Annotated in this window: 24 protein-coding genes and 1 tRNA gene; 14 read left to right on the forward strand and 11 right to left on the reverse strand. The window is 55.7% G+C overall.

The window, feature by feature from the left end:
- Positions 1-9 precede the first annotated feature (9 nt).
- A complete protein-coding gene (locus tag ACQZ51_RS13820; protein ID WP_448778007.1) occupies positions 10-591 on the reverse strand; it encodes a nucleoside 2-deoxyribosyltransferase in 582 nt (193 codons plus the stop codon).
- 161 nt (positions 592-752) lie between these two features.
- On the opposite strand from ACQZ51_RS13820, the gene ACQZ51_RS13825 reads away from it, so the two are divergent.
- Both ACQZ51_RS13825 and ACQZ51_RS13830 read left to right on the forward strand, forming a co-directional pair.
- On the forward strand, positions 753-1,379 hold the full coding sequence (locus ACQZ51_RS13825) for a ribonuclease D (protein ID WP_042616639.1): 627 nt from the start codon (positions 753-755) through the stop codon (positions 1,377-1,379).
- Positions 1,380-1,652: 273 nt separating this feature from the next.
- Positions 1,653-3,251: a hypothetical protein gene (locus ACQZ51_RS13830; protein ID WP_448778009.1), complete on the forward strand. Its 1,599-nt coding sequence runs from the start codon at positions 1,653-1,655 to the stop codon at positions 3,249-3,251.
- A gap of 74 nt (positions 3,252-3,325) precedes the next feature.
- On the opposite strand, the gene rpsA is transcribed toward ACQZ51_RS13830, so the two are convergent.
- Both rpsA and cmk read right to left on the reverse strand, forming a co-directional pair.
- A complete protein-coding gene (gene rpsA, locus ACQZ51_RS13835; RefSeq protein WP_042616641.1) occupies positions 3,326-5,026 on the reverse strand; it encodes a 30S ribosomal protein S1 in 1,701 nt (566 codons plus the stop codon).
- A 166-nt stretch (positions 5,027-5,192) separates the two neighbouring features.
- A complete protein-coding gene (gene cmk / locus ACQZ51_RS13840) occupies positions 5,193-5,825 on the reverse strand; it encodes a (d)CMP kinase (protein ID WP_448778010.1) in 633 nt (210 codons plus the stop codon).
- A 232-nt stretch (positions 5,826-6,057) separates the two neighbouring features.
- On the opposite strand from cmk, the gene ACQZ51_RS13845 reads away from it, so the two are divergent.
- The 3 genes from ACQZ51_RS13845 to ACQZ51_RS13855 all read left to right on the forward strand — a co-directional run bounded on the left by ACQZ51_RS13845 (position 6,058) and on the right by ACQZ51_RS13855 (position 7,206).
- Complete coding sequence (locus ACQZ51_RS13845; protein WP_042616643.1) at positions 6,058-6,447, forward strand: TIGR02300 family protein; 390 nt, start codon at positions 6,058-6,060, stop codon at positions 6,445-6,447.
- Positions 6,448-6,597: 150 nt separating this feature from the next.
- Positions 6,598-6,673 (forward strand) — tRNA-Ala (locus ACQZ51_RS13850).
- 329 nt (positions 6,674-7,002) lie between these two features.
- Positions 7,003-7,206, forward strand: coding sequence for a hypothetical protein (locus ACQZ51_RS13855; RefSeq protein WP_448778011.1), 204 nt, complete (start codon positions 7,003-7,005; stop codon positions 7,204-7,206).
- Between the two features lie 88 nt (positions 7,207-7,294).
- Here the strand turns inward: ACQZ51_RS13855 and ACQZ51_RS13860 are convergent, their stop codons facing one another.
- Entirely contained in the window at positions 7,295-8,254 is a 960-nt protein-coding gene (locus ACQZ51_RS13860; RefSeq protein WP_448778012.1) for a bile acid:sodium symporter family protein, read from the reverse strand.
- Positions 8,255-8,532: 278 nt separating this feature from the next.
- Between ACQZ51_RS13860 and nhaA the strand changes: the two genes are divergently transcribed.
- Positions 8,533-9,738: a Na+/H+ antiporter NhaA gene (nhaA, locus tag ACQZ51_RS13865; RefSeq protein WP_448778013.1), complete on the forward strand. Its 1,206-nt coding sequence runs from the start codon at positions 8,533-8,535 to the stop codon at positions 9,736-9,738.
- A gap of 28 nt (positions 9,739-9,766) precedes the next feature.
- On the opposite strand, the gene ACQZ51_RS13870 is transcribed toward nhaA, so the two are convergent.
- The 4 genes from ACQZ51_RS13870 to ACQZ51_RS13885 all read right to left on the reverse strand — a co-directional run bounded on the left by ACQZ51_RS13870 (position 9,767) and on the right by ACQZ51_RS13885 (position 14,620).
- On the reverse strand, positions 9,767-11,044 hold the full coding sequence (locus ACQZ51_RS13870) for a DUF2254 domain-containing protein (RefSeq protein WP_448778014.1): 1,278 nt from the start codon (positions 11,042-11,044) through the stop codon (positions 9,767-9,769).
- A gap of 48 nt (positions 11,045-11,092) precedes the next feature.
- Complete coding sequence (locus ACQZ51_RS13875) at positions 11,093-11,896, reverse strand: potassium channel family protein (protein ID WP_448778016.1); 804 nt, start codon at positions 11,894-11,896, stop codon at positions 11,093-11,095.
- Positions 11,897-12,032: 136 nt separating this feature from the next.
- Positions 12,033-13,409: a GntP family permease gene (locus ACQZ51_RS13880; protein ID WP_448778017.1), complete on the reverse strand. Its 1,377-nt coding sequence runs from the start codon at positions 13,407-13,409 to the stop codon at positions 12,033-12,035.
- Between the two features lie 173 nt (positions 13,410-13,582).
- Positions 13,583-14,620 (reverse strand): LacI family DNA-binding transcriptional regulator, encoded by a 1,038-nt coding sequence (locus ACQZ51_RS13885; RefSeq protein ID WP_448778334.1) that lies wholly within the window; start codon positions 14,618-14,620, stop codon positions 13,583-13,585.
- 139 nt (positions 14,621-14,759) lie between these two features.
- Between ACQZ51_RS13885 and ACQZ51_RS13890 the strand changes: the two genes are divergently transcribed.
- The 6 genes from ACQZ51_RS13890 (at position 14,760) to ACQZ51_RS13915 (ending at position 20,941) form a co-directional block, all read left to right on the forward strand.
- Complete coding sequence (locus tag ACQZ51_RS13890; protein ID WP_448778019.1) at positions 14,760-15,794, forward strand: Gfo/Idh/MocA family protein; 1,035 nt, start codon at positions 14,760-14,762, stop codon at positions 15,792-15,794.
- Between the two features lie 10 nt (positions 15,795-15,804).
- Positions 15,805-16,707, forward strand: a complete 903-nt coding sequence (locus tag ACQZ51_RS13895; protein WP_448778021.1) for a sugar phosphate isomerase/epimerase family protein — start codon at positions 15,805-15,807, stop codon at positions 16,705-16,707.
- Positions 16,708-16,776: 69 nt separating this feature from the next.
- Entirely contained in the window at positions 16,777-18,009 is a 1,233-nt protein-coding gene (locus tag ACQZ51_RS13900) for an ABC transporter substrate-binding protein (RefSeq protein ID WP_448778023.1), read from the forward strand.
- A 132-nt stretch (positions 18,010-18,141) separates the two neighbouring features.
- The gene (locus ACQZ51_RS13905; RefSeq protein WP_448778025.1) at positions 18,142-19,044 is read left to right on the forward strand and encodes a carbohydrate ABC transporter permease; all 903 of its coding nucleotides are present in this window, start codon (positions 18,142-18,144) and stop codon (positions 19,042-19,044) included.
- Positions 19,041-19,868: a carbohydrate ABC transporter permease gene (locus ACQZ51_RS13910; protein WP_448778027.1), complete on the forward strand. Its 828-nt coding sequence runs from the start codon at positions 19,041-19,043 to the stop codon at positions 19,866-19,868. Before ACQZ51_RS13905 ends, ACQZ51_RS13910 begins: the two co-directional genes overlap by 4 nt.
- Entirely contained in the window at positions 19,865-20,941 is a 1,077-nt protein-coding gene (locus ACQZ51_RS13915) for an ABC transporter ATP-binding protein (protein WP_448778029.1), read from the forward strand. Before ACQZ51_RS13910 ends, ACQZ51_RS13915 begins: the two co-directional genes overlap by 4 nt.
- 65 nt (positions 20,942-21,006) lie before the next feature.
- Here the strand turns inward: ACQZ51_RS13915 and ACQZ51_RS13920 are convergent, their stop codons facing one another.
- Together ACQZ51_RS13920 and ACQZ51_RS13925 are read right to left on the reverse strand one after the other, a co-directional pair.
- Entirely contained in the window at positions 21,007-21,807 is an 801-nt protein-coding gene (locus ACQZ51_RS13920; protein ID WP_448778031.1) for a formate/nitrite transporter family protein, read from the reverse strand.
- Positions 21,804-24,107: an FdhF/YdeP family oxidoreductase gene (locus ACQZ51_RS13925; protein WP_448778033.1), complete on the reverse strand. Its 2,304-nt coding sequence runs from the start codon at positions 24,105-24,107 to the stop codon at positions 21,804-21,806. Before ACQZ51_RS13925 ends, ACQZ51_RS13920 begins: the two co-directional genes overlap by 4 nt.
- A 190-nt stretch (positions 24,108-24,297) precedes the next feature.
- Here ACQZ51_RS13925 and ACQZ51_RS13930 point away from each other — a divergent pair, with 190 nt between their 5' ends.
- The gene (locus ACQZ51_RS13930; protein WP_448778035.1) at positions 24,298-25,041 is read left to right on the forward strand and encodes a cytochrome c oxidase assembly protein; all 744 of its coding nucleotides are present in this window, start codon (positions 24,298-24,300) and stop codon (positions 25,039-25,041) included.
- A gap of 7 nt (positions 25,042-25,048) precedes the next feature.
- Complete coding sequence (locus ACQZ51_RS13935; protein ID WP_448778037.1) at positions 25,049-25,546, forward strand: CopD family protein; 498 nt, start codon at positions 25,049-25,051, stop codon at positions 25,544-25,546.
- Here ACQZ51_RS13935 and ACQZ51_RS13940 read toward each other — a convergent pair.
- Complete coding sequence (locus ACQZ51_RS13940) at positions 25,524-26,021, reverse strand: DUF2231 domain-containing protein (RefSeq protein WP_448778039.1); 498 nt, start codon at positions 26,019-26,021, stop codon at positions 25,524-25,526. The genes ACQZ51_RS13935 and ACQZ51_RS13940 overlap by 23 nt on opposite strands.
- Positions 26,022-26,060 lie beyond the last annotated feature (39 nt).

Below are 26,060 nucleotides of genomic sequence, written 5' to 3' on the forward strand. Positions count from 1 at the left end.
CCGTATTTTTTAATCTCTATGCTTCAGCAGTGCGTCAACGGCATGCTGCAGGCACTGCTTGAACGCGCTGAGATCGGTGTAAATCGCATCGGCAGGCGCATCGCCAACCATGACAACGCCGCCACGACGGATGATGCCACCATGCAGCATCAGATTGTCCGCCATATCAAAATTCTCAATCGAAAGCCCATCCGGCCCACGATAACGCCCGGTCTCATCCTGCGTTGGAGAACTATCATAGTGTTGAACGATGCGTGTGAAGTGGTTTGCGGCAACATTCGTATACGCAAACACTGGCTTGCCAAGGGCGCACATGAAGCCAAGCTCGTAACTCGTGCCCGTATCCGCTGCAATGCCCCGAAACGGCGTTAGGTTTGCGATGATGGCATCCGCCTCCAGCATCATCTGCTCGTCTACCGCATTGATATTACAGCCATGGCCGACTTTCGTTTCTGCGGGTGGTATTTGGAGGTCGCCGGGTGACAGAGGCTCAAATCCGGCTTGGCGGGCAAGCTCCGCCTTCGCATCGAGCATTTCACGGGCATTGGGCAGAAAAACTTCCGGCCCGGCGAGGTAGATTTTGACTGGCATGGGATGCGGCACTTCTTTGGAAATTGAACGACTGTGCCAGACTAATCCTTTCGTCTGGCACTGCACAAGGTACAGGACCGGTCGAAAAGGATCATGAGATGGTATCGCGACCAACCACTTTCGGCTATAGGGCCATCGACAATCCAGCAGTGGAGACAGAAATGGCAGCGAAGATCCGTTATCACGAAGGCGATATATCAAAAGAAGACGCAGGCCGTTATACCGGCGCTGTCGCTATCGATACGGAAACGCTTGGCCTTGTTCCAAGGCGTGACCGCCTATGCGTGGTTCAGCTTTCACCCGGCGATGGCACCGCAGATGTTATCCGCATCGCAGCCGGCCAGAAAGAGGCCCCAAACCTCGTCACCCTGCTCGCAGATCCGGCCCGCCAGAAGATTTTTCACTATGGCCGCTTCGATATTGCCGTTCTTTTCCACACGTTTGGCGTGACATCGGCACCGGTCTTCTGCACCAAAATCGCCTCGCGCCTTTGCCGCACCTATACGGATCGCCATGGGCTCAAGGATAATCTCAAGGAATTGCTGGAGGTGGACATTTCCAAGGCGCAGCAATCGTCTGACTGGGCCGCTGAAAAACTGTCGCCTGCTCAACTGGAATATGCAGCATCCGATGTGCTGCATCTTCACGCTCTTCGAGACAAATTGACGACTCGCCTCATTCGCGATGGCCGCTACGAACATGCTGAAGCGTGCTTTGCCTTCCTGCCGACACGCTCCAAACTCGACCTGCTGGGCTGGGAAGACACGGATATTTTTGCTCATAGCTGAGCGTCGCGCTTGGCCTGTTGTGCCAAACCCGGATTCAAGAAACGATGTACTTAGCAAATCGTTAATCTTTGAGGATCATTCTTCACTCAGATGATTCGCGTAATTTTGCTCCATTCGACCGTACAGATGCATACCGGATCTCGGCAATGCGCCGCATGAGCGGACGATAATAACATCTGCGTCGCCGCCAAAGCCCTGTTGAAACCGGGCCTGTTCAAGCTGACATGTTATGGCAGCCATAGCTGACACCTGTCACCAAGAAGGGAGCGTATCATGCTAACGCCGGTCAGCCCTGTGTCTGCCACCGATGTTTCGTTCTCCATGGCAAAGCCACCACAGGATACAGCCTCCACGCCGCCAGCGCCGCTTCCTGCGGCTCAAGGCCCGATCTCAGAGAGTGCCAAACTCGCCTCTGGCACCGGTATTCGCGCCGTGTCGGGCGAGGTGCAATTATCGAGCAATGTCAGCGTGCTTGCTTCGACACTAGGAAAATTACTGAATATCGAACGTATGGATGGCGAGGGCGCTGAGGCATATGTCAATCGCCTGGTTGAGATCATCAAAACGCTCCCCATGGATCAGAAAGCCGCCTTAGAAAAAGCTCTCGGCAGCGTGTTGCGTGGCATCACCCTTGATATGTTATCCAATGCGTTGAAAAGCTCCGCGGGGCCGGAAGCGGCGCGACTAGCCGTCATGTTTGAGCTTTCGCGCTCCAGCGGCACAAGCCGAACGGCGAAGCCTTCGATCCCGGCCTACCTTCAGGATATCCTACCCGACAGCCCCGTCATTCCGCAGATCAAAACACTGGCCACCTCACCTGCTGCCGTTGCAAACAAGATGGCAGCTCCACAGGTCGCTCGTGCCACCTATCTTCTCGGAGAGGTTCGTGCCGACCCGGCTGTGACGCCGCCGTCCACAATGCCGCAACCAGGAAAATCTGGTGCGATATTGGCACCATCAAACGTGCCGACAGCGCCGACCGGCATGGTACTGAGCCCAAGCACGCCAATCAATGCCGCCGCCCAAGGGCAACGTCCTATCGACGGGCAGAGCGCACCACAACCAGCGCAGCAAACGAATGCTATACCTGCGCCAGCTGGGCTTAACGAGCCTGATCTGGCGACGCGACCCCAGATGACGGAGCAGCAGCGGACAGCTTTCATCGCGCAGCAACCGCCTTTGACTGTCGATGCGGCGGCAGAAAACGAGCGCCCAACTCAGATACCGGTCGCCAACGGTGCCGAGCGCCTACCCAATTTGCCCACAGCTGGCACGTTTACCAAGGCAACACCCAAGGAGATGGAAAAACTCCTTCTCGCTGTCATTCTTGGAAAACTGCCGGAGCAGGCCGAAACCATAACGCCGCAGATCGTCGCCAGCCTGCTAACCGAGCAGGATCCGCAGCACATCTCAAAACCATTGCTGGCGACTAAGTCCGACCTTCATACCGGGGGTGTGGACCAGACAGCGGAAGACAACGTCTTGGCAGCCCAGCGGCAAGAGACGCTCGCAGCCCAGCGAAATGCGGTTGCCCAGGATATCAAGGCGGCACTGCTGGAACAGCCGACGCTTCATTCAGCTCTTGCCGCCATCGTCGGGAAAGAAGCCATCCCTCTCCCCTATGTCCCCTATCCAGCGGCCAAGGATGAAGAGGAATCAGATGCGCCGCCGCGCGGCAGCATGCATTCGTCACAGGGCGATTCGGAAGACACGGAGGACAGCACCGAACAGGAGGAAAACGATTCTCCTCAGGAGGAACGGATTGCCGCCAATGACGTGCTGAGCGACCAATCGGTTTCCGAGGGTGAGAACAACGACGGAGCAGTGGACAGTGCCGAATCCTATTATCTTCGGATGAGCGGCTATTCCTGAAATCGAAATACGTCAGCCCAATAAAAACCCGCCGGATCGCTCCGGCGGGTTTCTCATTTCAGGCTATTGAACGATTACTCGGTGCGGTTCTTGAGAGCCGCGCCAAGGATGTCGCCGAGCGAAGCGCCGCTGTCGGACGAACCGAACTGTGCAACGGCTTCCTTCTCTTCTGCGATTTCCAGAGCCTTGATCGAAAGCATAACCTTGCGATCCTTCTTGGAGAAGTTGACGACGCGTGCGTCGAGAACCTGGCCAACCGAGAAACGCTCTGGGCGCTGATCGTCACGATCACGTGCCAGGTCGTTACGACGGATGAAGGATGTGAGGTCTTCGTGTGCCACGAGCTTCACTTCGATGCCGCCTTCGTTCACGCCGATAACTTCAGCGGAAACAACAGCGTTTTTACGAAGTTCGCCAGTGGTCGCAGCGTCACCGACTGCATCCTTGCCAAGCTGCTTGATGCCGAGCGAGATGCGTTCCTTCTCGACGTCTACGTCAAGAACAACAGCCTTTACGGTGTCACCCTTGTTGTATTCCTCGATGACCTGTTCGCCTGGACGGTTCCAGTCGAGGTCGGACAAGTGAACCATGCCGTCAACGTCGCCTTCGAGACCAATGAACAGGCCGAATTCGGTCTTGTTCTTGACTTCGCCTTCAACTTCAGTGCCGGCCGGATGGCTGAAGGCAAATGCCTGCCATGGGTTTTCCAGAGTCTGCTTGAGGCCAAGCGAGATACGACGCTTGGAAGGATCGACTTCGAGAACAACAACGTCGACGTCCTGTGTTGTGGACAGGATCTTGCCGGGATGTACGTTCTTCTTGGTCCAGGACATTTCGGAGATGTGGATGAGGCCTTCGATGCCTGGCTCCAGCTCAACGAATGCACCGTAGTCGGTGATGTTGGTAACGGTACCGGAGATCTTCTTACCAACAGGGTACTTGGCAGAGATGCCATCCCAAGGATCAGACTCGAGCTGCTTCATGCCGAGCGAGATGCGGTGGGTTTCCTGGTTGATGCGGATGATCTGAACCTTGACCGACTGGCCAATGTTGAGGATCTCAGAAGGATGGTTCACGCGGCGCCATGCCATGTCGGTCACGTGCAGCAGGCCATCGATGCCGCCGAGGTCAACGAACGCACCGTAATCGGTGATGTTCTTGACGACGCCGTCAACAACCTGGCCTTCTTCGAGGTTCTGAACGATTTCAGAACGCTGCTCGGCGCGGGACTCTTCGAGAACAGTACGGCGCGAAACAACGATATTACCGCGACGCTTGTCCATCTTGAGGATTTCGAACGGCTGCGGGTTGTGCATCAGCGGCGTTACGTCGCGGATTGGACGAATGTCCACCTGCGAACGTGGAAGGAACGCAACAGCGCCATCCAGATCGACGGTGAAGCCACCCTTGACCTGGTTGAAGATAACGCCTTCGACGCGTTCACCAGCTTCGAACTTGGCTTCGAGCTTGACCCAGCTCTCTTCGCGGCGAGCCTTCTCGCGCGACAGAACGGCTTCGCCCAGAGCGTTTTCAATGCGCTCAACGTAAACTTCGACTTCGTCGCCGACCTTCAGGCCGCCGTCTTTCGAACGTGCGCCGAATTCCTTGAGCGCGATGCGGCCTTCAACCTTGAGGCCAACGTCAACGATTGCAACGTCCTTTTCAATCGCCGTAACGATACCTTTGGCTACATAGCCTTCAGCAAGGTCATTCGACGCAAAGGACTCTTCCAGCAGGGCTGCGAAATCGTCGCGCGTGGGGGTAGCTACTGACATTAAATCTCCTGAGAGCATCCACTATGGGACACAAAGCACCGGGGGTTCGCGTTGATCATTCCCAAAAACAATGCCCGCCTCTTTCTTCGAGGTTTTCCGGTGCAGGACATGCTTTCAGGATATTCCAGTCTAAACGAGGGCCGGACTTGCCGGTTCCACGCACATATTATCTCTTCAAGGCAGCATCGACAATCGACTTGGCTGCTTGAAACGCCGCCTCTATACCCATTTTAGACGTATCAAGCAAGTGCGCGTCTTCAGCTGGTTTCAAAGGGCTGTCGCTGCGCCCCATATCACGCTCGTCGCGTTTTTTCACATCCGAGAAAATCGCCTCGTAATCGGCAACGCCGCCTCCGGCAATGATCTCGTCAAACCGGCGGCGGGCGCGCACATCGGCGGCTGCCGTTACGTAGAGTTTCACCGGCGCATCGGGGCAGACCACCGTTCCAATGTCACGCCCGTCGAGCACAGTGCCGGGCTGGCGCTTTGAGAATTCTCGTTGCGCCTCCACCAGTGCGCGGCGCACCGAAGGCATGACCGCGATCCGCGATGCTGCTTCGCCAACCTCATGGCGGGCAAGCACCGCGCGGTCCATGGCGGCGAGATCCAGATTGAGCGCCACCTTCTCAGCAACGGCTTCATCGTCCAGCGGCAATCTCGCATCCAGCAGCGCCTTTGCAGTCGCACGGTATGTCAGCCCAGTGTCCAGGTGATGAAATCCATAAGCTTGCGCAATGTGTCGTGACAGCGTCCCCTTGCCTGCGGCGGCCGGTCCATCAATGGCAATTATAAATGTCATAATTCTCCCGTCCTGCTGTCGAAACGGCATAACGATGCCGTCTGCGGTTTCTTACAGAGGCCGAACCGGATCATCAAGCGATGGACCTGAGCCGCGCAGTATACGTGGCTTATAAAGTTTATCTTTGACAGGAAACGCATCAGCGATTAATGGGACCGGCTAGAATTTTACCGTCTACTGCCGGAAATACGGCGTAAACACCGAACTCATCTCACAATTTGAGGCTTAGACATTGGCAAAAGTGGACCTTGGAACCAAGCGCACAGATCCTGATACAGGCAAGAAGTTTTACGACCTGAACCGTGATCCGATCGTGTCTCCTTATTCCGGCAAATCCTGGCCGCTTTCCTTCTTCGAGGAAACGACTGCAGCCAAGAAGATGGAACAGCAGGCTGAAGAGGAAGAGGTAGCCGAAGTCGATACCGAAAACACGGAAGTCGAACTCGTGCCTCTGGAAGACGCGGATGCCGACGCAGCTGGCGACGACATCCCCGATATCGAAGGCGACGATGACGTCGAGCTGGATGATGACGACGACACATTCCTGGAAGCGGACGAAGACGAAGACGATGACGATGTTTCCGGCATCATCGGCGTAAACGGCGACGACGACGAGACCTGATTTCCACAGGAATTATCGCCCGGCGTCAAAAAAATGTCGTCGGGCGAATTTTTCGGCTTGCCATTGTGCACAAGCACAAGTATCAAGCCGCCACCGACGCAAACAAATGCTTCGGTTCCCGGAACCGGATAAACATACCGGAACCCTTATGGGGCTATAGCTCAGCTGGGAGAGCGCTTGCATGGCATGCAAGAGGTCAGCGGTTCGATCCCGCTTAGCTCCACCAAACTTCCTAGAATTTGATATTTTACAGTAAATTCAAATCGCTATGCGGAAGTCGTGCAGAATGTTCTGACCAACATTTTCCACCAAGTTTTGTGAACCGAGAATTTTGGCACTCAGCTTCTGTTGAAAGGAAGGCGCAGTACCGCTCACGCTTCACCGGCTGGAAACGATCAATCCTTTATCGGCCCACCGAGAGCCGCAGTGAAGGGCACGCTATTGGCGAGCGGGACGATGCCCTGACATGAGTTCCCCCTGCGTCGTCTCCGGTCGTTCCAGACGCTATCCAGCGCCCAGGCGCTTGTGCCGAGTTGATCCGGTCGGCGGCGGGCGGTGCCGAAGAACGTCTCTGTGGGTGATCCTGACGAACGGCTCTCAGCAGACAGCGGACCAAACAGGGTCAGCATCAACAGGCTGTCGGTTAAACATCGAGACCACCGCAGCGGTCGTGGTGCGGGCGATGCCGTTCTTGATCAGGTTCTCGGGCTTCATGTCTTTGTAACAGACTTGTCGAAGCCGTCACCGGTCGAGGCCTAACCAGCTGACGAACCACATAGGTCGCCGTTCCAGAAGCTAGTTCGCCCAAAACTGTCGTGAAGCTTCATCGTCGGCTGAATTGCACACGTCAGGGGCGATTGAGCGTGTCTTGATCGATATTCTCATCGCTCCGGCCGGAGAACCAGTTCGCCAACAAAGCGCCGGAGATGTTGTGCCAAACGCTGAAAATGGCGCTTGGAACAGCAGCAAGCGGTGAAAAATACGCGGTTGCAAGCGCCGCGCCGAGGCCCGAATTTTGCATTCCGACCTCTATGGCGATAGCCTTGCGCTTTGCGAGCGACAGGCCTGTGGCTTTTGCCGCGAAATATCCCAGCATGTAGCCAAGACCATTGTGCAGGACCACAACTGCAAAAATCATTAGTCCAGACTGAGCAATGGCACCTTTCGAGGCACCCACCACGGCAGAAACAATCAGAACGATACCAATGACACTCACCAGCGGCAGTGCCGGAACGGCGGCCTTGACGACACCGGGCAGCAGCTTCTGCAAGGCGGCACCGAGAGCCAATGGCACCAGAACGACCTTAACGATGCTCATGAACATCGCCCAACCATCGACAGGGAGAAACTGGCTTGCAAACATCCAAACGAGGAATGGCGTCACCAGCGGCGCTGCAAGCGTTGTGACAGAGGTGCAGGCAACCGAAAGCGCAACGTCGCCTTTCGAGAGATAGGTCATCACATTGGATGAGGTGCCGCCGGGGCAGCAACCCACAAGAATGACGCCAGCGGCGACTTCCGGCGGCATCGGAATAAGGCGGGTCAGCAATACCGCGAGCAGGGGCATGATGAGAAACTGACCCAGCACGCCGATGGTGACATCGAAGGGACGCTTTACAACTTCGCGGAAATCATCAACCGACAGGGTCAGCCCCATACCGAACATGATGATCGACAGAAGTGTGACGATCCAGGGTGCGATCTGCTTGAACGTATCTGGGAAGAAGAAGCCAAGAACTGCGAAAAGAATGACCCAACCGGCAAATGTTTTGCCCACGAAAGCCGAGATTGTTGCCAGTGATTTCATGTTCTTACTCCAAACCCACAATTGAATGTGACGTCTAGTTGCAGAGGCTGCGGTGTCAAGGCACGCATCACCCCGCATGGTCTTGATCCACTGACTTACCGCTTAAAAGAGACCAAGCTTACCCGAAGCGGTCAACTTTCTGTCAAAACGGCCGAATTATCTGGCAAATTGAGGTTCGCTCCCCTATTTCCAGATGGTTGGCGCGTGCTGCGTGCGCTGCGGGTTTTCCCGAAATCGACGGAGACTTCGATCAACCTCTCACAAGGGAGCGAGAACCCATGTCTTCAGTTACAAGACCCGGTCGCATTCAATCCACCCTACGGCATTTCCTCGACAACGAGGCGTCTGGCGGCATCATTTTGATGTTTGTCGCCGCTCTGGCAGTCATTACTGCCAATTCCCCGCTGGCCGAGACCTATTTCGACATCCTTCACATCTACGTTGGCCCTCTCAGCCTGCTGCACTGGATCAATGACGCATTGATGGCCGTGTTCTTCCTGCTGGTCGGGCTTGAAATCAAACGTGAAATGCTTGACGGCCAGCTCTCCACGTGGAACCGGCGCATTCTTCCCGGTGCGGCGGCTGCTGGCGGCATGCTGTTTCCGGCTCTGTTCTACGTCTATTTCAACTGGAATGACCCAATAGCGCTGCGCGGATGGGCGATCCCAACCGCGACAGACATTGCCTTTGCGCTGGGTGTCCTCTCCCTTTTCGGGAACAGGGTCCCCGCCTCGCTGAAAATATTTCTGGCAGCGCTAGCCATCATCGATGATCTCGGTGCGGTCATCGTCATCGCGATATTCTACACGGCCGATCTCAACATGCTGGCCCTTGCTGGCGCTGGCATCGTCATCGGCAACCTGATCATCCTCAACCGGATGGGCATGAGGTCGCTATGGCCTTACCTCTTGCTCGGCGCAGTGCTTTGGGTATTGGTCTTCGCGTCCGGTGTTCATGCAACATTGGCTGGTGTTATTCTCGCGCTGACTATCCCGCTCAAGCAAACACCGGGCACACCCGAGGCAGCTCATCACGAATCACCACTTCACAAGCTCGAGCACCTGATCCACAAACCGGTTGCATTCGTCATTGTGCCTATCTTCGGATTTGCCAATGCAGGTGTGTCCTTTGCCGGCATTTCCATGTCGGTATTTTCTGAAAACCTGACGACGGGTATCGCTGCAGGACTTTTGCTCGGCAAGTTGGTTGGTGTTTTCGGAACAGTGGTACTTCTGGTAAAACTCGGCCTTGCGGATCTTCCTGCCCAGGCAAGCTGGGGACAGGTCGCAGGCACGGCGCTTCTGTGCGGGATCGGCTTTACGATGAGCCTGTTCATCGGCCTTCTTGCGTTTGACGATCCAGCCGTTCAGGACCGGGTCAAGATCGGAATTCTCGCGGGCTCGGTGATATCGGGAGTGCTGGGCGCGGTCTTGTTGTCCGTGTCTGGTCGGCGGCGCAGCACCATAGGATCTGTGTCAGGCTGATTGTCTCTTAAATTCCTGAGAAGCAAAGTCAGCCCGCCTCGCCCGAAACAGCGTAAGCAGCCGCTCTCACGCGCTGCTTGTCGCTTTCAAGGCTCAATGCTAGCTCGGCCCGGGCGAGTGCCTCCTGCGAATGTCGGATGGCATTGTCTCTAAAGCCGGACGCATTGAACCTTGCCAGAATACCAAACGCCTTTTGGAGACGCAGGCCCACCTCAACAACGGCTGCCCCGTCACGCGCAATTGGTGTGAACAGGTCGTCGAACACATCATTGAGCCGGATGCCTGGGACATAGATATTTGGAAATGCGACGGCATCTTGGTTTTCGGTATCCACAGGCTCTTCCCAAACCGCCAGTATGCGAAGTGCCCGGGCAATGACATCGATCGCGGTGCCCGGGTCATTGATCGCTGGCGAAAGGGCACGCGACGCAATTTCTGTCAGGACTGACGCGCCAAATCTCGGATCCTGATCGAAAGAGCGCGTGTCTTCTACCGAAAAGCATCGTTTAATATCGGCAAGCGTCTGCTCAATCTCGTCACGCCCGGCACCGTCGACTGAGGCCACCGGCCTTGTCGGATCAACCAATTGTCCAGGAATAGCACGAACGAAAATACGGGCTTTTGCATCTGTGGCAATCTTGGACAGTGTGCTTGTATCGAGATGCTGGACATAGCCAATCCTGTCGATGAACACGTCAATGGACGAGACTGGAATATCCTTTTCATCACGCAATTCGTTGCCACCCAGGTATGGCTGCTGGCGTCGCGAGCGCATGGCGTCGATGGTGACCGTCTCTACTCGCTCCGTCGTCTCTGTGACACGGCCCAGCCGTGAGAGATGGTCGATCCAGCGCAACATTGTCACGATGATCAGCACGACCACAACGATGGTCACAACAAACAGAACAACCCGTCCGCGATCGCCATAAGCCCCGGTGCTCAGCGCAATGATGCCGACAAGGCTGAACAGGAAAGAACCTACGAACGTCGCTAAAACGTTCTGGGTCGTGCTGTCTTCCATCACCAGTTTTGTCGCACGTGGCGTCACATTGGTGGTGGCTGCGGAATAGGCAGACACCATGGTGCTCAGGGAAAACGTGGTCACTGTCAGCATGCTGGAAGCAATGATGCCGAGAATATTGTCAACGGCGTCAGCGCCGATTTTGGTCGGCAGGTCATTCGGAATGAAGGGGCTGACAACAATGGCGACCAGCGCTGTGGCAACAGCAAGGATCGAGAACAAGGTCGCCCGAAACCAGATGCGGCGCGTGACTTTTGCAAAGAACCAGGCCCAACGTGATGTCATTCGAATTCAATGTCCCAAAAATGATGCGCAGAAAACGCAATGCTATGCTCAATCATTGTCGTTTGGAATGTTCAGCAAATGGCCGCAAGCCTTGCAGTGGACAGCGTCAACTTCGTGCCGCTGCAGGCCGCATTTCTCGCAAGGGTACATGACCTTGTTGGGCCGAACGATGGATTGCGCGAGCCTGACGAACAGCGAGATGCCAACGATCATTGTGACGACGGATGTTAATTTTCCCAAGGGTCCAGGCAAGGTAATGTCGCCAAACCCTGTCGTTGTCATCGTTGCGACCGTGAAGTAAAGCGCGTCGACAAAGCCAATGAGACCGCTCTGGTGATAGAAAAACGTGGTGTAGACGAAGCCGGTCACCATGAACAGGAACACGAAAAAGTTCAGCGATGCGCGAGCGACGTCCCTGTACTGATGGCAGCCTAGCCGTTTGAGAACGAAAGCGAAGAGCGGGCTCTCGCCGACTGCCCATAACCGCATTGCCCGCAGAAATGCGAAATTGAACAGCGCATTCGGAAACAGAAGCGTCGCCAGTATGACAAGGTCTATCCATGTCATCGGTCGCTTGAGGAATGCCATTACAGAGCCGGTTGCGAAAACTCGTGCAAGAATTTCAGCGAAAATCCAGACCGCGATGAGATAGTCTATGATCAGATATGACGGCCCACTACGCAGGAATGGGCCGAAGATAAAGAACGCAATGATACTGAGGTCGATCACCGCGAGCACCGCCTGCCAGCGTAAAGCCCATGTGTCGCGTCCGCGTTCAATACGGCGCAGCTTGCTCTGCAGCTGCTCGATCCGCCCTGGTAACGGGCTTTTGGCTTTTACGTCTGGCGTCATTCTTAACGGATAAAGGTCCGCTACCGCCAGGTCAACGTCAAGCGCTGCTCTCTAAATCGAACGGATCTGAGTGTGAGACGACCACCAATCTGACGGATGCCAGCAGATCAGTGGTCGTCATTTTTTAAAACCCGGTTCAAGCCAGGGAGAAGATCAGTCCCGATAGTGCAAAGCCGAGTAGACCAACCATCGTCTGCATGACGGTCCATGTCTTGAACGTCGTTTTGATGTCCATGTTGAAGAATCGGCCAACAAGCCAGAAGCCGGAATCGTTGACATGGGATAGCATGACCGAACCCGATGCGACTGCGATGACGATGGCCGCCAGCTCTACACCTTGGTAACCCGCAGCTTGTACCGCAGGCTGGATAAGTCCGGCAGCGGCGATGAGGGCAACAGTGGCAGAACCCTGCGCAACGCGCAGCGCCGTAGCGATCAAGAAGCCCGCAACAAAGACGGGCATGCCGATATCTGCCAGCGCGCTTGATAGCGCGTTGCCAATGCCAGAGGCGCGAAGCACACCACCAAACATGCCACCGGCACCCGTTATCAAAATGACCGAGCAGACCGGACCCAAAGCCGAATCGACGATACGTTCAACCTTGAGAGGGTCTCTACCGCGCATTGGGCCAAGCACAACGGCCGCCACGAGAACCGATATCAGAAGTGCGATCGGTGTCGAACCTATGGCGCGCAATAGCTGGAACCAGCCGGCATCCTTGCTCACCCATTCTTGCGCGCGCGCAAAATCCAGACCTGTATTCATGAAGATCAACAGCAGTGGTAGAAGCAAAAGCGCGACCACAAGGCCGGAGCTGGGCAAGGACACCTCGTCGTCAGCTTTTTCTTCCGTCACATTTTCAGGGATAGGCAAGAAGATCCGATTTCCGATCCATTGCCCGAAGAAATGACCCGCAACGATCCACGTCGGCACAGCAACAATGAGGCCAACGATAATGAGCAGGCCAACATCAGCGCCCAGCAATTCCGATGCGGCAACCGGGCCAGGGTGGGGAGGCACGAAAACGTGCATGCAGGAGAACGCGGTCGCAACCGGTATTCCGTAAAGCAAGAGGCTTCCACCCAGACGGCGTCCTACCGTGAACATGACAGGAAGCATAACGACGAGGCCTGCGTCAAAAAAGATCGGAAAGCCGAAGAAGAGCGATGCTATGCCCAAAGCCATAGGCGCACGTTCCTCGCCAAAACGGGCGATGAGATCGTCGGCCAGAGCCTGCGCGCCACCAGATACTTCCAGTAGCCTGCCCAGCATGGCACCAAGCCCCACGAGAAGCGCCACGCCACCGAGCGTGGAGCCGAAGGCCGTCGTGAGCGTGTTCATGATGTTTGCAGTTGGAATGCCCGTGACAAGCGCGGTCAAGAAACTGACGAGAATGAGTGCCACAAACGCGTGAACACGAAATTGGATGATGAGCAACAACAGAAGCGCCACCGCGCCCACTGCTATGGAAATCAAGGTACCCGCAGACAATGTCTGTTCGAATTCCGGCAAATGAATACTCCTTAAATGCGGACGCTGACTTTCGCCAACCGCTACAAACGGTCGCTTGATGGACCTGTGGTCTGAACTCGCAACGAACCAGATGGTCCCGTGTAGGACAAAGCGCCCGCCCGCTTCAATGCGAGAGATCGATTATGAAGTAACATTACGGAGTGCAGGCAGGGTTATCCACTGGCTGGTCCGGCATCACTCTCTCCTGCTACCAGCTCCAGCGGCCAGATGATTTGCTGCTTCTCATCGGGGTAAAGCGATGCGTAAGCGGGCATCCTGGACAGCAGCGTCTTGCCGACCGAAACACCCAGATCCCTCAGAGACAGGCGAAAGCTGGTGAGTGGCGGCTGGAGAAACCGACCGCGCGGCTCTTCGCGGAAACCGATGACGGCCAGATCGTGACCGACCTTCAAGCCCACTTCGGCAAGTCTGCGATAAAGCCCCAGCGCCATGAGTTCATAGATCAGTACCACGGCGGTTGGGCGCTGCCGCATGTGCAGCAATTCGCTACCTGCATGATAGCCACCCTGCTCGCTGGATTTTGCCTTGATGACGAGCGATGGATCAAAGGAAAGCCCGTTTTCTTCCAGCCCCTTCTTGTAGCCTTCCAGAAAAATATAACCAAGATTAATGTCGTTATCGGGAATGGCGACTGCAATGCGCTTGTGACCATTTGCGGCAAGGCGGTTCACTGAAGCGCGTGCCACGCCGTCAAAATCCAGATCGACCCAAGGGTAATTGCCACCGGATTGGGAGCGGCCGAGTGCAACGAAAGGCACGCCTGTCTTGACCAGAAAGTCGATCCGCCTGTCGATTCTGCGGGTGGACGAAATGATCATCGCATCCACCAGGCGCCGCGCCACCATGCGTTTCAGATATTCCTCCCGGTCTTCGTCATCCGAACAAGGAAGTATGACGAGATCAAGCTTGTGAGGCGCAAAAACGCTTTGTAGCCCGTCTGTTACGCCCATGAAGAAGTTGTCGGAGTTTTCCACGGTCTCCGGATTGCTCCCCATCATCAAGCCGATAACGTTTGTGGTGCCTTGGCGCAGACTGCGGCCGGATTGGTTTGCGACGTAACCAAGCGCTTCGGCGGCCTCCAGCACACGGGCGCGGGTTTCTTCGCTCACATCGGGCTTGCCGTTCAATGCACGGGAAACGGTGCCTATGGAGATGTCGAGATGCTCGGCCAGCTGGCGTATTCCCTTCATGTCTCTACCCATTCCCCATCTCGTCTATTCCTCACGTCTTATACGCCTCTTGACACAAATAGCATTTTCATCATAGCGTCGTAAACGTTTACGGAACATCGTACCTTGAGTAGTTTGGTGCGAAAACCGGGAGGAAATCGTGATATTCAATGCCGTTTTATGCGGATGCGGAGCTATGGCTAAAGGCTGGTTGCGGGCAATTGCCTCGACACCGGAGCTTGCGGCTTCCATCAAAATTGTGGGACTTGTGGATCTGAACCGCGACACGGCGGAAGCTCTGGCGCAAGAGTTCTCGTTGACGCAGGCCGTCATCGGCACTGATCTCAAGCAAGTGCTTGAGACGACCAAGGCCGACCTGCTCTTCGACGTCGTCATTCCCGTTGCGCGTTTCAATGTCGTATCCATCGGCCTTGCTGCTGGATGCCACGTACTGAGCGAGAAGCCGATGGCCTCTTCGCTTGAAGAGGCACGGGAGTTGGTCGCACTGGCAGAAAAAGCTGGCAAGGTGCATGCCGTGGTTCAAAACCGCCGCTTTATCTCCGGCATTCGTCGTCTTCGGCGCGCAGTCTCGGAAGGATTGATCGGCAATCTCACCGGCATTCATTGCGATTTCTTCATCGCACCGCATTTTGGTGGCTTCCGTGAAGAAATGAAGAACGTGCTGTTGCTGGACATGGCTATCCACACTTTCGATGCCGCACGGTTCGTTGCCGATGAGAAGCCCCTTGGTGTCTATTGCCTCGAAACCAACCCTTCCGGTTCGTGGTATTCGCACGGCGCTGCGGCCAATGCGATCTTTGAGTTTTCCAACGATGTCGTCTTTACCTATCGTGGCTCGTGGTGCGCCGAAGGTGAGCGGACCAGTTGGGAAAGCCAATGGCGGCTGGTCGGATCCAAGGGCATGCTCACATGGGACGGCGAAGAAAATTTTGTCGCGACCCTTGCCGGAACCGAAGCCGGGCTTCTGCGAGGCTCCAAAACCGTAAACGTTTCTGAGGTCACTAATATCGAGGAAACGCAAGGCCACGCCAGCGTGATCTCGTCCTTCATCGCCGCAATCCGCGATGGTGGCGTGCCTGAAACGGCTTCTTTCGACAACATCAACAGCCTTGCCATGGTGATTGCCGCTATTGAAAGCGCGCGTCTTCGCCAGCGGGTTTCCATTGCAGCGTAAGGATACAACAGTGAGCAATCCGGCAAAATCAATCCGCATCGGCACCATGGTCAGCGCAACAAATGGGAATGCGGCAGAACGCATCGCCCAGATCGCCCACATGGGGTTTGAGAGCTTCGAGCCATTTTTCTGGCAGACCACCAGCGGGCAAGATATCGCAGAACTGGGCAAACGCTGCCTCGATGCCATTGGTGATCGCGACATAACCATCTCCACGCTCGGCATGTTCGGCAATCCGCTGGAAGAAACGGACATGGATCTTGAGACGCTGCAAGGCTGGAAAGACTGCATTGATAACGCCCACCACTTCGGCGCGACATGTGTTGCCGGTTTTACGGGTCGTCTGCGCGGCAAGCCGCTGCCGGAAAGCCTGCCACGGTACAAGGCAATATGGAGCGAATTGGCCAAGCGTGCAGCGGACAAGGGCGTGAAGATCGCGTTTGAAAACTGCGCGATGGACGGCAATTGGGCAAGTGGTGATTGGAATATCGCCCACAACCCGGATGCCTGGGAACTGATGTTCAACGAGACGCCCGACGATAATATCGGTATCGAATGGGAGCCCTGCCACCAGATGGTCTATCTCATCGATCCGCTGCCACAGATCCGCAAATGGGCGCACAAGATTTTCCACGTGCATGGCAAGGACGCGACCATTCGCTGGGATGTCATCAAAGAGCACGGCATTTTCGGCAAGGAGAAATTTGTCTTCATGCGCACGCCGGGCTTTGGTGATAGCAACTGGACGGATGTCATCTCGGAGTTGCGCCTGGCGGGCTGGTCCGGCTCCGTCGATATCGAAGGCTGGCACGATCCGGTTTATCGCGACGCGCTTGAAATGACGGGCCAGGTCCACGGCCTGAATTATCTCAAAGCATGCCGCGGCGGTGATTTCATCATCGATCCGGTATGAGACGACTGCGCGGCTCAGGAGGTGGGCCGCGCCTGAACTGCAATAACGATAACCACAGAGGAGGAGATCATGGGTATCGCTAAGGGCATGATGTTGGGCGCACTGGCGCTTGCAGGCGCTTCACTTGTCGCGCTGTCGGCAAAGGCTGAGGACGTCAAGATAACGGTATGGTCGCTGGATCGGGATATCCAGCCAGCACCCAATCTCATCAAGGATTTCAATGCGCTGAAGAACGGTATCGAGGTTGAATATCGCTACATTCAATTCGACGATGTTGTGAGCGAAGCGATGCGCGCCTATTCGACAGGCAAAGCACCTGACATCATTGCTATCGACAACCCCGACCATGCGATGTTCGCGGCGCGGGGCGCGTTCCTCGACGTCACGGACAAGATCGCCAAATCTGATGTCATCAAGACTGATAATTATTTCCCGGGCCCCCTGAAATCCACGACATGGGACGGCAAATATTTCGGCGTCCCGAAAGCGACCAACACCATTGCGCTCTACTACAACAAGGATCTCTTCAAGGCAGCGGGCCTCGATCCGGCAAAGCCACCACAAACCTGGGACGAGCTTGTGGCAGCCGCAAAGAAACTGACTGACCCATCCAAGAACATATACGGCATTTCGTTCAGCGCGAAGGCGAATGAGGAAGGGACATTCCAGTTCCTGCCTTGGGCGCAGATGGCAGGTGCGACTTACAAGAACATCAACACCGATGGCGCGGTGAAAGCGCTGGAAGTGTGGAAGCAGATGATGAGTGAGAAGCTCGCGTCGCCCGACACATTGACGCGCGGTCAATGGGAAGCGACCGCCACCTTTAATGCGGGCAACGCCGCCATGGCAATTTCCGGACCATGGGAAATCGACCGCATGCTGAAGGATGCCAAGTTTGATTGGGGCGTCGCACTGCTTCCCGTTCCAACTCTGGATGCGCCACGTTCTTCGGCCATGGGTGACTATAACTGGGCGATTTTCTCCAAAACCAAACATCCCGACGAAGCGTTCAAGGTGATCGAATATTTCGCCTCGCAGGACAAGGACATGTTCAAGAGGTTCGGGCAATTGCCCGCCCGCTCTGACATTGCCATTCCGCCAACCGGCAATGCCCAGAAGGATGAAGCCCTCAAGGTGTTTGTGGAACAGCTGAAATATGCCCAGCCACGTGGCCCTTCGCCAGAATGGCCAAAGATTTCCAAGGCGATTCAGAATGCCATCCAGGCTGCCTTGACCGGGCAGATGTCGCCCAAGGAAGCGCTCGATCAGGCTGCCGAAAAAATTAAGCTCGTTGAAAAATGATCGTGGCTGTGCCGCTGCCATGATCAGGCTGCGGCATGTCACCTTACCTGTTCCTCCCGGCGGGTTGCCTGTCGCCCATGGCGGCGGGCAACCCTATCCGGAACATCCATCTGTCGGAAACAAGGGCATCTCATGAAGAAGCTATTTTCCAGCGTGAGCGATGGTCGCGGCTTTGATATCGTGCTTGTGGCTTTGCCGCTCGCATTCCTGTTCATCATGGCCGGCCTGCCGCTGATCTACAACATCCTCATGAGCTTTCAGGAAGTTGACATGTTCAGCCTTGGCAGCTTCGTTCGCCCGTTTGTTGGCTTCAAGAACTATATCGATCTGTTCAATCAGCCCGAAACCATTCCCATTCTCACCAATACGGTTATCTTCGTCGTTGCCTCCATCGCCGGTCAGTTTTTCTTTGGCTTTGGGCTGGCACTGTTCTTCTGGACGAATTTCCCGGGTGCAACCTGGCTGCGTGGCCTGTTTCTGGTCTCCTGGGTCATGCCAGGCCTTGTCGTCGGCGCAATCTGGAACTGGATATTGTCTGGCGATTTCGGCGTGCTGAATTTCATTTTGCGTGAAAGCGGCATTGTCGATGCAAATATCTTCTGGCGCTCGGACCCGAATTTCTCGCTCTGGGCCGTGGTTCTTGCCAATATCTGGCTCGGCACTTCGTTCAACATGATCCTGCTGTCCGTTGGCCTTGCTGCCATTCCCGCTGATCTCTACGAAGCCGCGGAACTTGATGGCGCGAATGCCTGGCAACGCTTCTACACGATCACACTTCCCATGATGCGCTCGACAATCGGGGCCATCGTGTCGCTGGGGCTGATCTTCACATTGCAGCAATTCGACCTTTTTGCAGCCATTACCGATGGCGGGCCGAACAACACGTCCAACGTCGCGCAATATTGGGCGTGGGACCTGTCCTTCCGGCAATATGATTTCGGCAAGGGTGCGACCATTTCGGTCATCATGATCGTCTTCGTCATGCTGGCATCGGTCGTCTATGTTCGCTCCACACGTCATGAGGTGCGCGGATGAGCCTTGCGATACGAAACCGCTTCATGTTGGCCATCGCCCTTGTGATGGCCGCGATCTATCTGTTCCCGCTTTACTGGATGTATGTAACATCGCTCAAGGGCGGCTCGGAGATGTTCGTCAATCCACCGAGCTTCTGGCCGGCTGCACCGCAATGGGAAACCTATGCCTATGTGTGGGAAAGCCGCAATATGGGCCGCTATCTGTGGAACTCCATTCTGATCGCGACCGGCGCTGTCAGTCTCATTACCGTTCTCGGAGTGGGCTGTGCGTATGTGCTGGCACGCTATCGAAACCGCTGGGTGGATACCGGGCTGTTCCTGATCCTGATGCTTCAGGTTCTTCCCGCATCCTTGATGATTACGCCGATTTTCGTCGGCTTCTCCCAATTCGGTCTTCTGGATTATCCTCGTTTTGCGGTCATTCTGGCCATTGCTGCCAAAAGCATGCCGTTCTTCGTCATTCTGGTGCGCGCCACCTTCATGGCCGTGCCGCAGGAACTGGAGGAGGCAGCGCTTGTGGATGGCAATTCGCGGATTGGGGCTTTCTTCAACATCGTTCTGCCGCTTGCCCGCAACGGCATTCTGGTTTCCGCCATCCTCATCTTCATGCAGGCCTTCGGTGAATTCGTCTACTCGAAATCCATCATTCAGGCCGTGGAATTGCAGCCCGCAAGTGTTGGATTGAATTCCTTCATGGGGCCAAACACCAGTGAATGGAACAACATCATGGCATACGCCACGATGTATGTGACGCCCATTCTCGCCATTTTCATTCTCTTGCAGCGCCGCATCGTTTCCGGCCTGACATCGGGAGCACTCAAATGACCCTTCAGATCGAACTTTCCGGTGTGAACAAATATTATGGCGCTTTCCACGCGCTGAAAAACATAGAGCTTTCCATTGAGAAAGGCACCTTCGTCGCACTCGTCGGCCCCTCTGGCTGTGGCAAATCTACCCTGCTGCGCTCTCTGGCCGGGCTTGAAAGCATTTCAGGCGGCGACATGCGCATCGCGGGTAAGCTGATGAATGGTGTACCGCCGCGCAAGCGGGATGTGGCCATGGTGTTCCAATCCTATGCGCTTTACCCGCATATGACTGTCGAGGAAAACCTGACCTATTCGCTGCGCATCCGCGGCGTTAAGAAGGCCGAGGCACGTAAGGCTGCCGAAGAGGTGGCTGCCACCACCGGGCTTTCGCAACTGATGAAGCGCTATCCTCGCGAGCTTTCCGGCGGACAGCGCCAGCGCGTGGCCATGAGCCGCGCCATCATCCGTGACCCGCAAGCGTTTCTGTTCGATGAACCTCTGTCCAACCTCGATGCAGCACTACGCGTACATATGCGCAAGGAGATCAGATCATTACATGACCGTCTTCATGCGACCTCTGTCTATGTCACCCATGACCAGATCGAGGCGATGACCATGGCAGACCATGTCGTGGTGATGAAGGATGGCGTGATCGAGCAGCAAGGATCACCCATCGAACTCTACGATCACCCCGTCAACCGCTTCGTTGCAGGGTTCATCGGCTCCCCCGCCATGAATTTCGTACCCGCTGTGGTTGGCGATGACGGTCGTCATGTGTCATTGCAATTTGCGGGCGGTCTGGCTGCGGGAAGCATTCCGCTCATTCATCCACGCCCAGCTGGTTCGCACGTCACAGTCGGTATCCGCCCAGAACATATCGAGCTGACGGGCACGTCGGATGCGCAATTCAGCTTGCCTGTAGCAGCTGTCGAAACAACCGGATCCGCCACTTTTATAACAACTGCCACCGAGCCCGAAGTTTCAATGGTCATTCAGGGTCGAAGCACCGTCAAAGCCGGTGAACAGCTTGGTTTTGCCATCAACCCCACCTCTCTCCATCTTTTCGATGAGACGACTGGCATGCGCATATGAGTTATGAAGGGAGGCGCATGCGTAAGACGCGAGTTTTCTACGAACTGCTCCGCTTTTCGAACCGCTCAGGATCGCGATATATCCTGCCCAAAGAGATATCCATAGACGATGGCTATCAATCCACCGCCCACAATATTGCCGAGTGTCGCTGCTGAGATGTTGGTGATTATCGATGAGATGGTGATCATCGATGCGCCAGCTTGGCTTTGTTCAAGCAGGTAAGCGTAGGGCAGCAAATACATGTTCGCAACCGAGTGCTCAAAGCCTGCCGCAACGAAGACAGTGACCGGCAGGACAATTCCGGCGAGTTTTTCACTTATGCTATCGCCTGCGAATGCAACCCAAACGCCAAGACACACCAGAATATTGGCCATGATCCCGCTTGCAAAGACAGTGCCGAAGCCCTTTTCGGCTTTTGTTGTCGCAAGGTCGATGGCGGCTGAGCCGACAGCCCCGTCACCGGCTTCGTGCAATCGCGCAGCAAAGACGACAAGCGCAAGCAGTATCGAGCCAATGAAGTTTGCGAAATAAGCAACCAGCAGCGCACGAAGGGCGACACCAGCAGAAACATGACCGAACAGAACCGGGCCTGCAAAAAGCGTGTTGCCGGTAAACAGTTCAGCGCCTGCAATAACCACCGCAGCCAAACCCAGCGAAAAGACCAGACCAGCCAGAATGTGCGCCGCCCCGAAGGGCATGGCGTCTGCTCCTGATAGCGCAACGCTTGCCGCCACACTGCCCAGTCCAATATACAAGCCCGCCAAAAGGCCGAGGACCGCGATGGTTTTTAGAGGCTGTTCGGCCTTTGTGACCAAGGCTTCGAACGCATTTGCGGTCAATTCTGCGGGCTTGGGAAACGCACTCATGCCGGGGCGATCCGCACAGGGATGGACTTCGCCGCCGGTGTCTTGCTCTCCTCATCGTGCTGCCACAACGGAATGAGGGAATTGCATTCCGGGAAGTAGCCCGCGCAACTGCCTGGCGGCAGATCGTAGTCGATGAGTTGCATGCCGGTCAGCACGCGCACGATACCATCGTCCACGGCGGTGGTGATGCTTGCCAATCCATTCTTTGCAATCCCCAACCGGACGCGGTCGTCAGCATTGATCATCAGGATCATGCGGGATTTGTGAATACCGCGCAGCCGGTCGTCATAGCCATAGACGGTGGTATTGAACTGATCGTTGGACCGCAGGGTGATCAGGCTCAACACATTGCGATCTTCGCCCGTCGAGAAGCCTGAACAGAGGGCTTTCGGCAGCTTGAAGTTCGCCTTACCCGTGTCCGTTTCCCACACACGGTTTCTGGCCGCGACAGGACGCGGAAAACCACCGGGAATATCGATACGCTTATTGAAGTCCCTGAAAGGCTCGGGGAAAGTCGCTTCGATGGCATCTCTGACAAGGGCGTAATCACCAACCCATTCATCCCATGGAACTTTTGGATTGGGAGTGAGCGCGTATTTCGCAATTTCGGCCACGATCCGGGGTTCCGATAACAGGCTTTCGGCGGCGGGCTTGTACTTACCACGTGAGGCGTGGATGCAGGTGGTTGAATCCTCTATCGTGACGATCTGCGGGCCAGTTGCCTGCTCGTCGATTTCTGTGCGCACCAATGTGGGCAAGAGATACGTCGTTGCACCCGTGATCAGATGGCTTCTGTTGAGTTTTGTCGCGATCTGCACTGACAAATCCAGCCCGCGCCATTTCTCTTCCATCAGCGTCCTCTCGGGAATGGCGCGTACGAAATTGCCGCCCAGCCCGATGAAAGCCTTTATGCTGCCATCGATGATACCCTCACACGCCTCAACCGTGTTGACCCCATCTTTGCGCGGGGGCTCAAAACCATATTGTTCGGCCAACAGATCAAGCGGAACGAGCTTTGTCTTTTCGGATATGCCGACCGTTCTCTGGCCCTGCACATTGGAGTGGCCGCGCACGGGACAGATACCGGCACCCGGTCTGCCTATATTGCCGCGCATCAGCAGGAGGTTGATGAGCATCTGGACATTGCTGATGCCATAACGATGCTGGGTTAGACCCATTCCGTAAATCGCGATGACATTACGCGCCTGAGAGTATGTCTTCGCCGCTGCCTGAATGGAAGAGTGGCTCAGGCCGGAGGTCGCAAGAATATCAGCCCATGGCATGGTCCGGACGTAGCGTTCAAATTCGGCAAGTCCATGGGTATGTTCGTCGATAAATGCGACATCAAGCACGCGCGCTTCCCCCGACACGATGGCTTCATCATCCCATTCGAACAGACATTTGGCCATGCCGACCATAGCCGCGACATCTCCGCCCGCACTAACCTGATAATATTGCGTGGCAATATCGGTGGGCTTGTTGGTCAGCATCTGCCCCGGACGCTGTGGATTGACGAATTCCAGCCATCCACGCTCTTTCAAAGGATTGAACACCACGACAGGCGCACCGCGTTCCCGCACTTCCTGCAAGCTGTGAAGAAGCCGCGGCGCGTTTGTACCGACGTTCTGACCGAATGAAAGAATACAGTCCGTATGCTCGTAATCCTCCAGCAAGACTGTGCCGACAGGAGTTCCAATGCTCTGCGGCAGCGCGACCGAGGTCGTTTCGTGGCACATGTTGGAACTGTCTGGGAGATTGTTGTTGCCATACATGCGTGCCAGCAACTGGTACATATAGGAGGTTTCAAGGGAGGCGCGACCGGACGCATAGAAGACCACAGACTCTGGGTCATAACCCTTGAGTTTAAGACCAATATCCGCGAATGCCTCGGCCCAGGTGACTTCCTGATATTTGTCGGTCGTCGCATCGTAGCGCATGGGGTGCGTCAAACGGCCTTCGTTTTCCAGATCGAAATCAGACCAGCCAAGCAGTTCAGTAACGGTGTGTTTTGAGAAAAACTCCGGTGTCGTTCGCTTGGCCGTCAGATCCCAGAACGTGGCCTTGGCGCCGTTTTCGCAAAACTCTGCCAGATGCGGCTTGCCCGGCTTGGCCCAGGCGCAACTGGTGCAGGCATATCCGCCCTTTTTATTATGGTCGGTCATCAGGCCTGGAGCGGTCCTGACAGCCTTTTGCGTCACGGCGTTTTTGACGACGGATTTGATTGATCCCCAACCGCCAGTCGGCATCGTGTATGGCGCATATTTGACTTTTTTCACCGCTCTACCCTTGATCTTATCCATCAATGCTCAACCACAGCTAAGCTGAGATGTTCCATTCAAAAAGCCAATGAAAAAACCTGCGGAAGAGTTCCCTCAAAAGCCACTTGGAGTTGTAACCAAAGGGTGATGCAAAATTGGTGGAACAGATTTCGCTGATATGCGTTGCGGTTCAGGTGGCCATGGCGGCATCACCATCTTTCAATCAGGAACCATGATATTGCAGAGCACGCTCGACCCCTATTGCGGCCCAGCTCCAACGCTCCAGAACGCACTATCCTCGTGGAACCTCGATCCCGTTCTTCTCGCCTGTATCGCAGCTATCACCTTGGCTTTCCACCATGGCATGCCACGCGCTGGGATCTGGAAGACAGGCTTGTTTCTCGCCCTCCTGATTGTCGCCTTCGTCTCGCCCCTCTGTGCCATGACCAGCGCCCTCTTCTCGGTGAGGCTTGCACACCACATTCTCCTAGGCGCGGTGATCGCACCTTTCGTCGTCATGATCGGCTTTCCAACAAAGCCATGGCTTGCGAACATCCCCTTGGAAGCAATTTTTTTCGCCCACACCGCGATCTACTGGGCCTGGCATCTGCCATTCGGTTACGCCTTTGCCCTGTCAGGCACCTGGCAATACTGGCTGATGCAGACCGCGCTCATCGTCGCATCTGTTCTGCTCTGGCAAGCTTTGCTGTCGCGCAGCACATCGGTCGTGGCCACTGCCAGCCTTGCGCTGGGCACCATGGTCCAGATGGGTTTTCTCGGCGCGATCCTGACATTCGCACCTGAACCGCTGTTTGAAGCGCATTTCGCGACGACGCAGGCCTTTGGATTGACAACGCTCGAGGACCAACAGCTCGCGGGTGTGATGATGTGGACGCTGGGCTTTGCGCCCTACGCCGCGGTCGTCCTGTGGTGCCTGCGGACCCGCCTGTTTCAAACTCTTGCGGCGGAGCAGTGAGAGCGAGATGGTATTCGTCAAATTCTTGCACATCATGGCCATTTCCGTCTGGGCAGCCGGGCTGGTCAGCATGCCGGGGCTCTATGTGCAGCGCGCCAAGATCGATAGAGATCATGATCTTTACAGGCTTCAGAAGATCGTCAGATTTTCCTATGTCCGTGTCCTATCGCCCGCCGCCTTTATCGCGATTGCAACCGGCACCGGGCTGATTTTTCTGCAAAATCCGTTCAGCGCCTGGTTCTCCATGAAGCTGGCTCTTGTTGGCGTCATGGTCGTCATTCACGTCATGACGGGTCTTGTCATCATCCGCCTGTTTAACAAGGGCGAAGTGTATCCGGTGTGGCGCTTTGTTTCCGTCACCATCGCAAGCGGTATTGTTGTTTGCGGTATCCTTTTCCTCGTTCTTGCACGACCTGAAGCGCCTTTCTCTCTGCCATCAGGGTGGGCGGAGCCGGGCGCGCTCAAACGTATTGTCTCAGACATCAGTCCTTGGGAGATACCATGAGGCCGATGCCATGATCGAAGATCAATTTCCCGCCGTGCCATCCGGCCAGCCCGGTCAAAACGGAAGCCAGAAGCGAGAGGCCCAGGCCGTGAGGAAGAACATCGATGCTTTCCGTCACGCGTCCGCCCCAGTTGGTGCCTGCGACCGCGATCAGCGACATGGCGGCGATGCCATGGGCCCAGCTGGCAACGCGGGCTCTTATGCCCGAGACGAGCAACAATTCGGCAGTGCCAATCAATCCTGCTCCGATGCCAGCGAAGAAGGCGCCACCCGAAGCCCAGAGTGCGGCTCTGGTCCAGAAGCTGTCGCCGCTCCACCAAAACATGACGTCTGCAGCCAAAGTGGCAATGACGAGTGCGATCGGGAAGTGAACCGTCATGGCATGCAGGGGATGACCTGCGACAGCAACGGCGGAACTGGTGGTCTTTTCCTCCACCTCGGAAATGACTGGGTTCGGCTTGTCTGTTTCTGGCATCCATTGGCTCCTAATCGGTTATCAACACTGCGATACGCT

It is taken from the genome of Agrobacterium sp. CG674 (genome assembly GCF_053521645.1).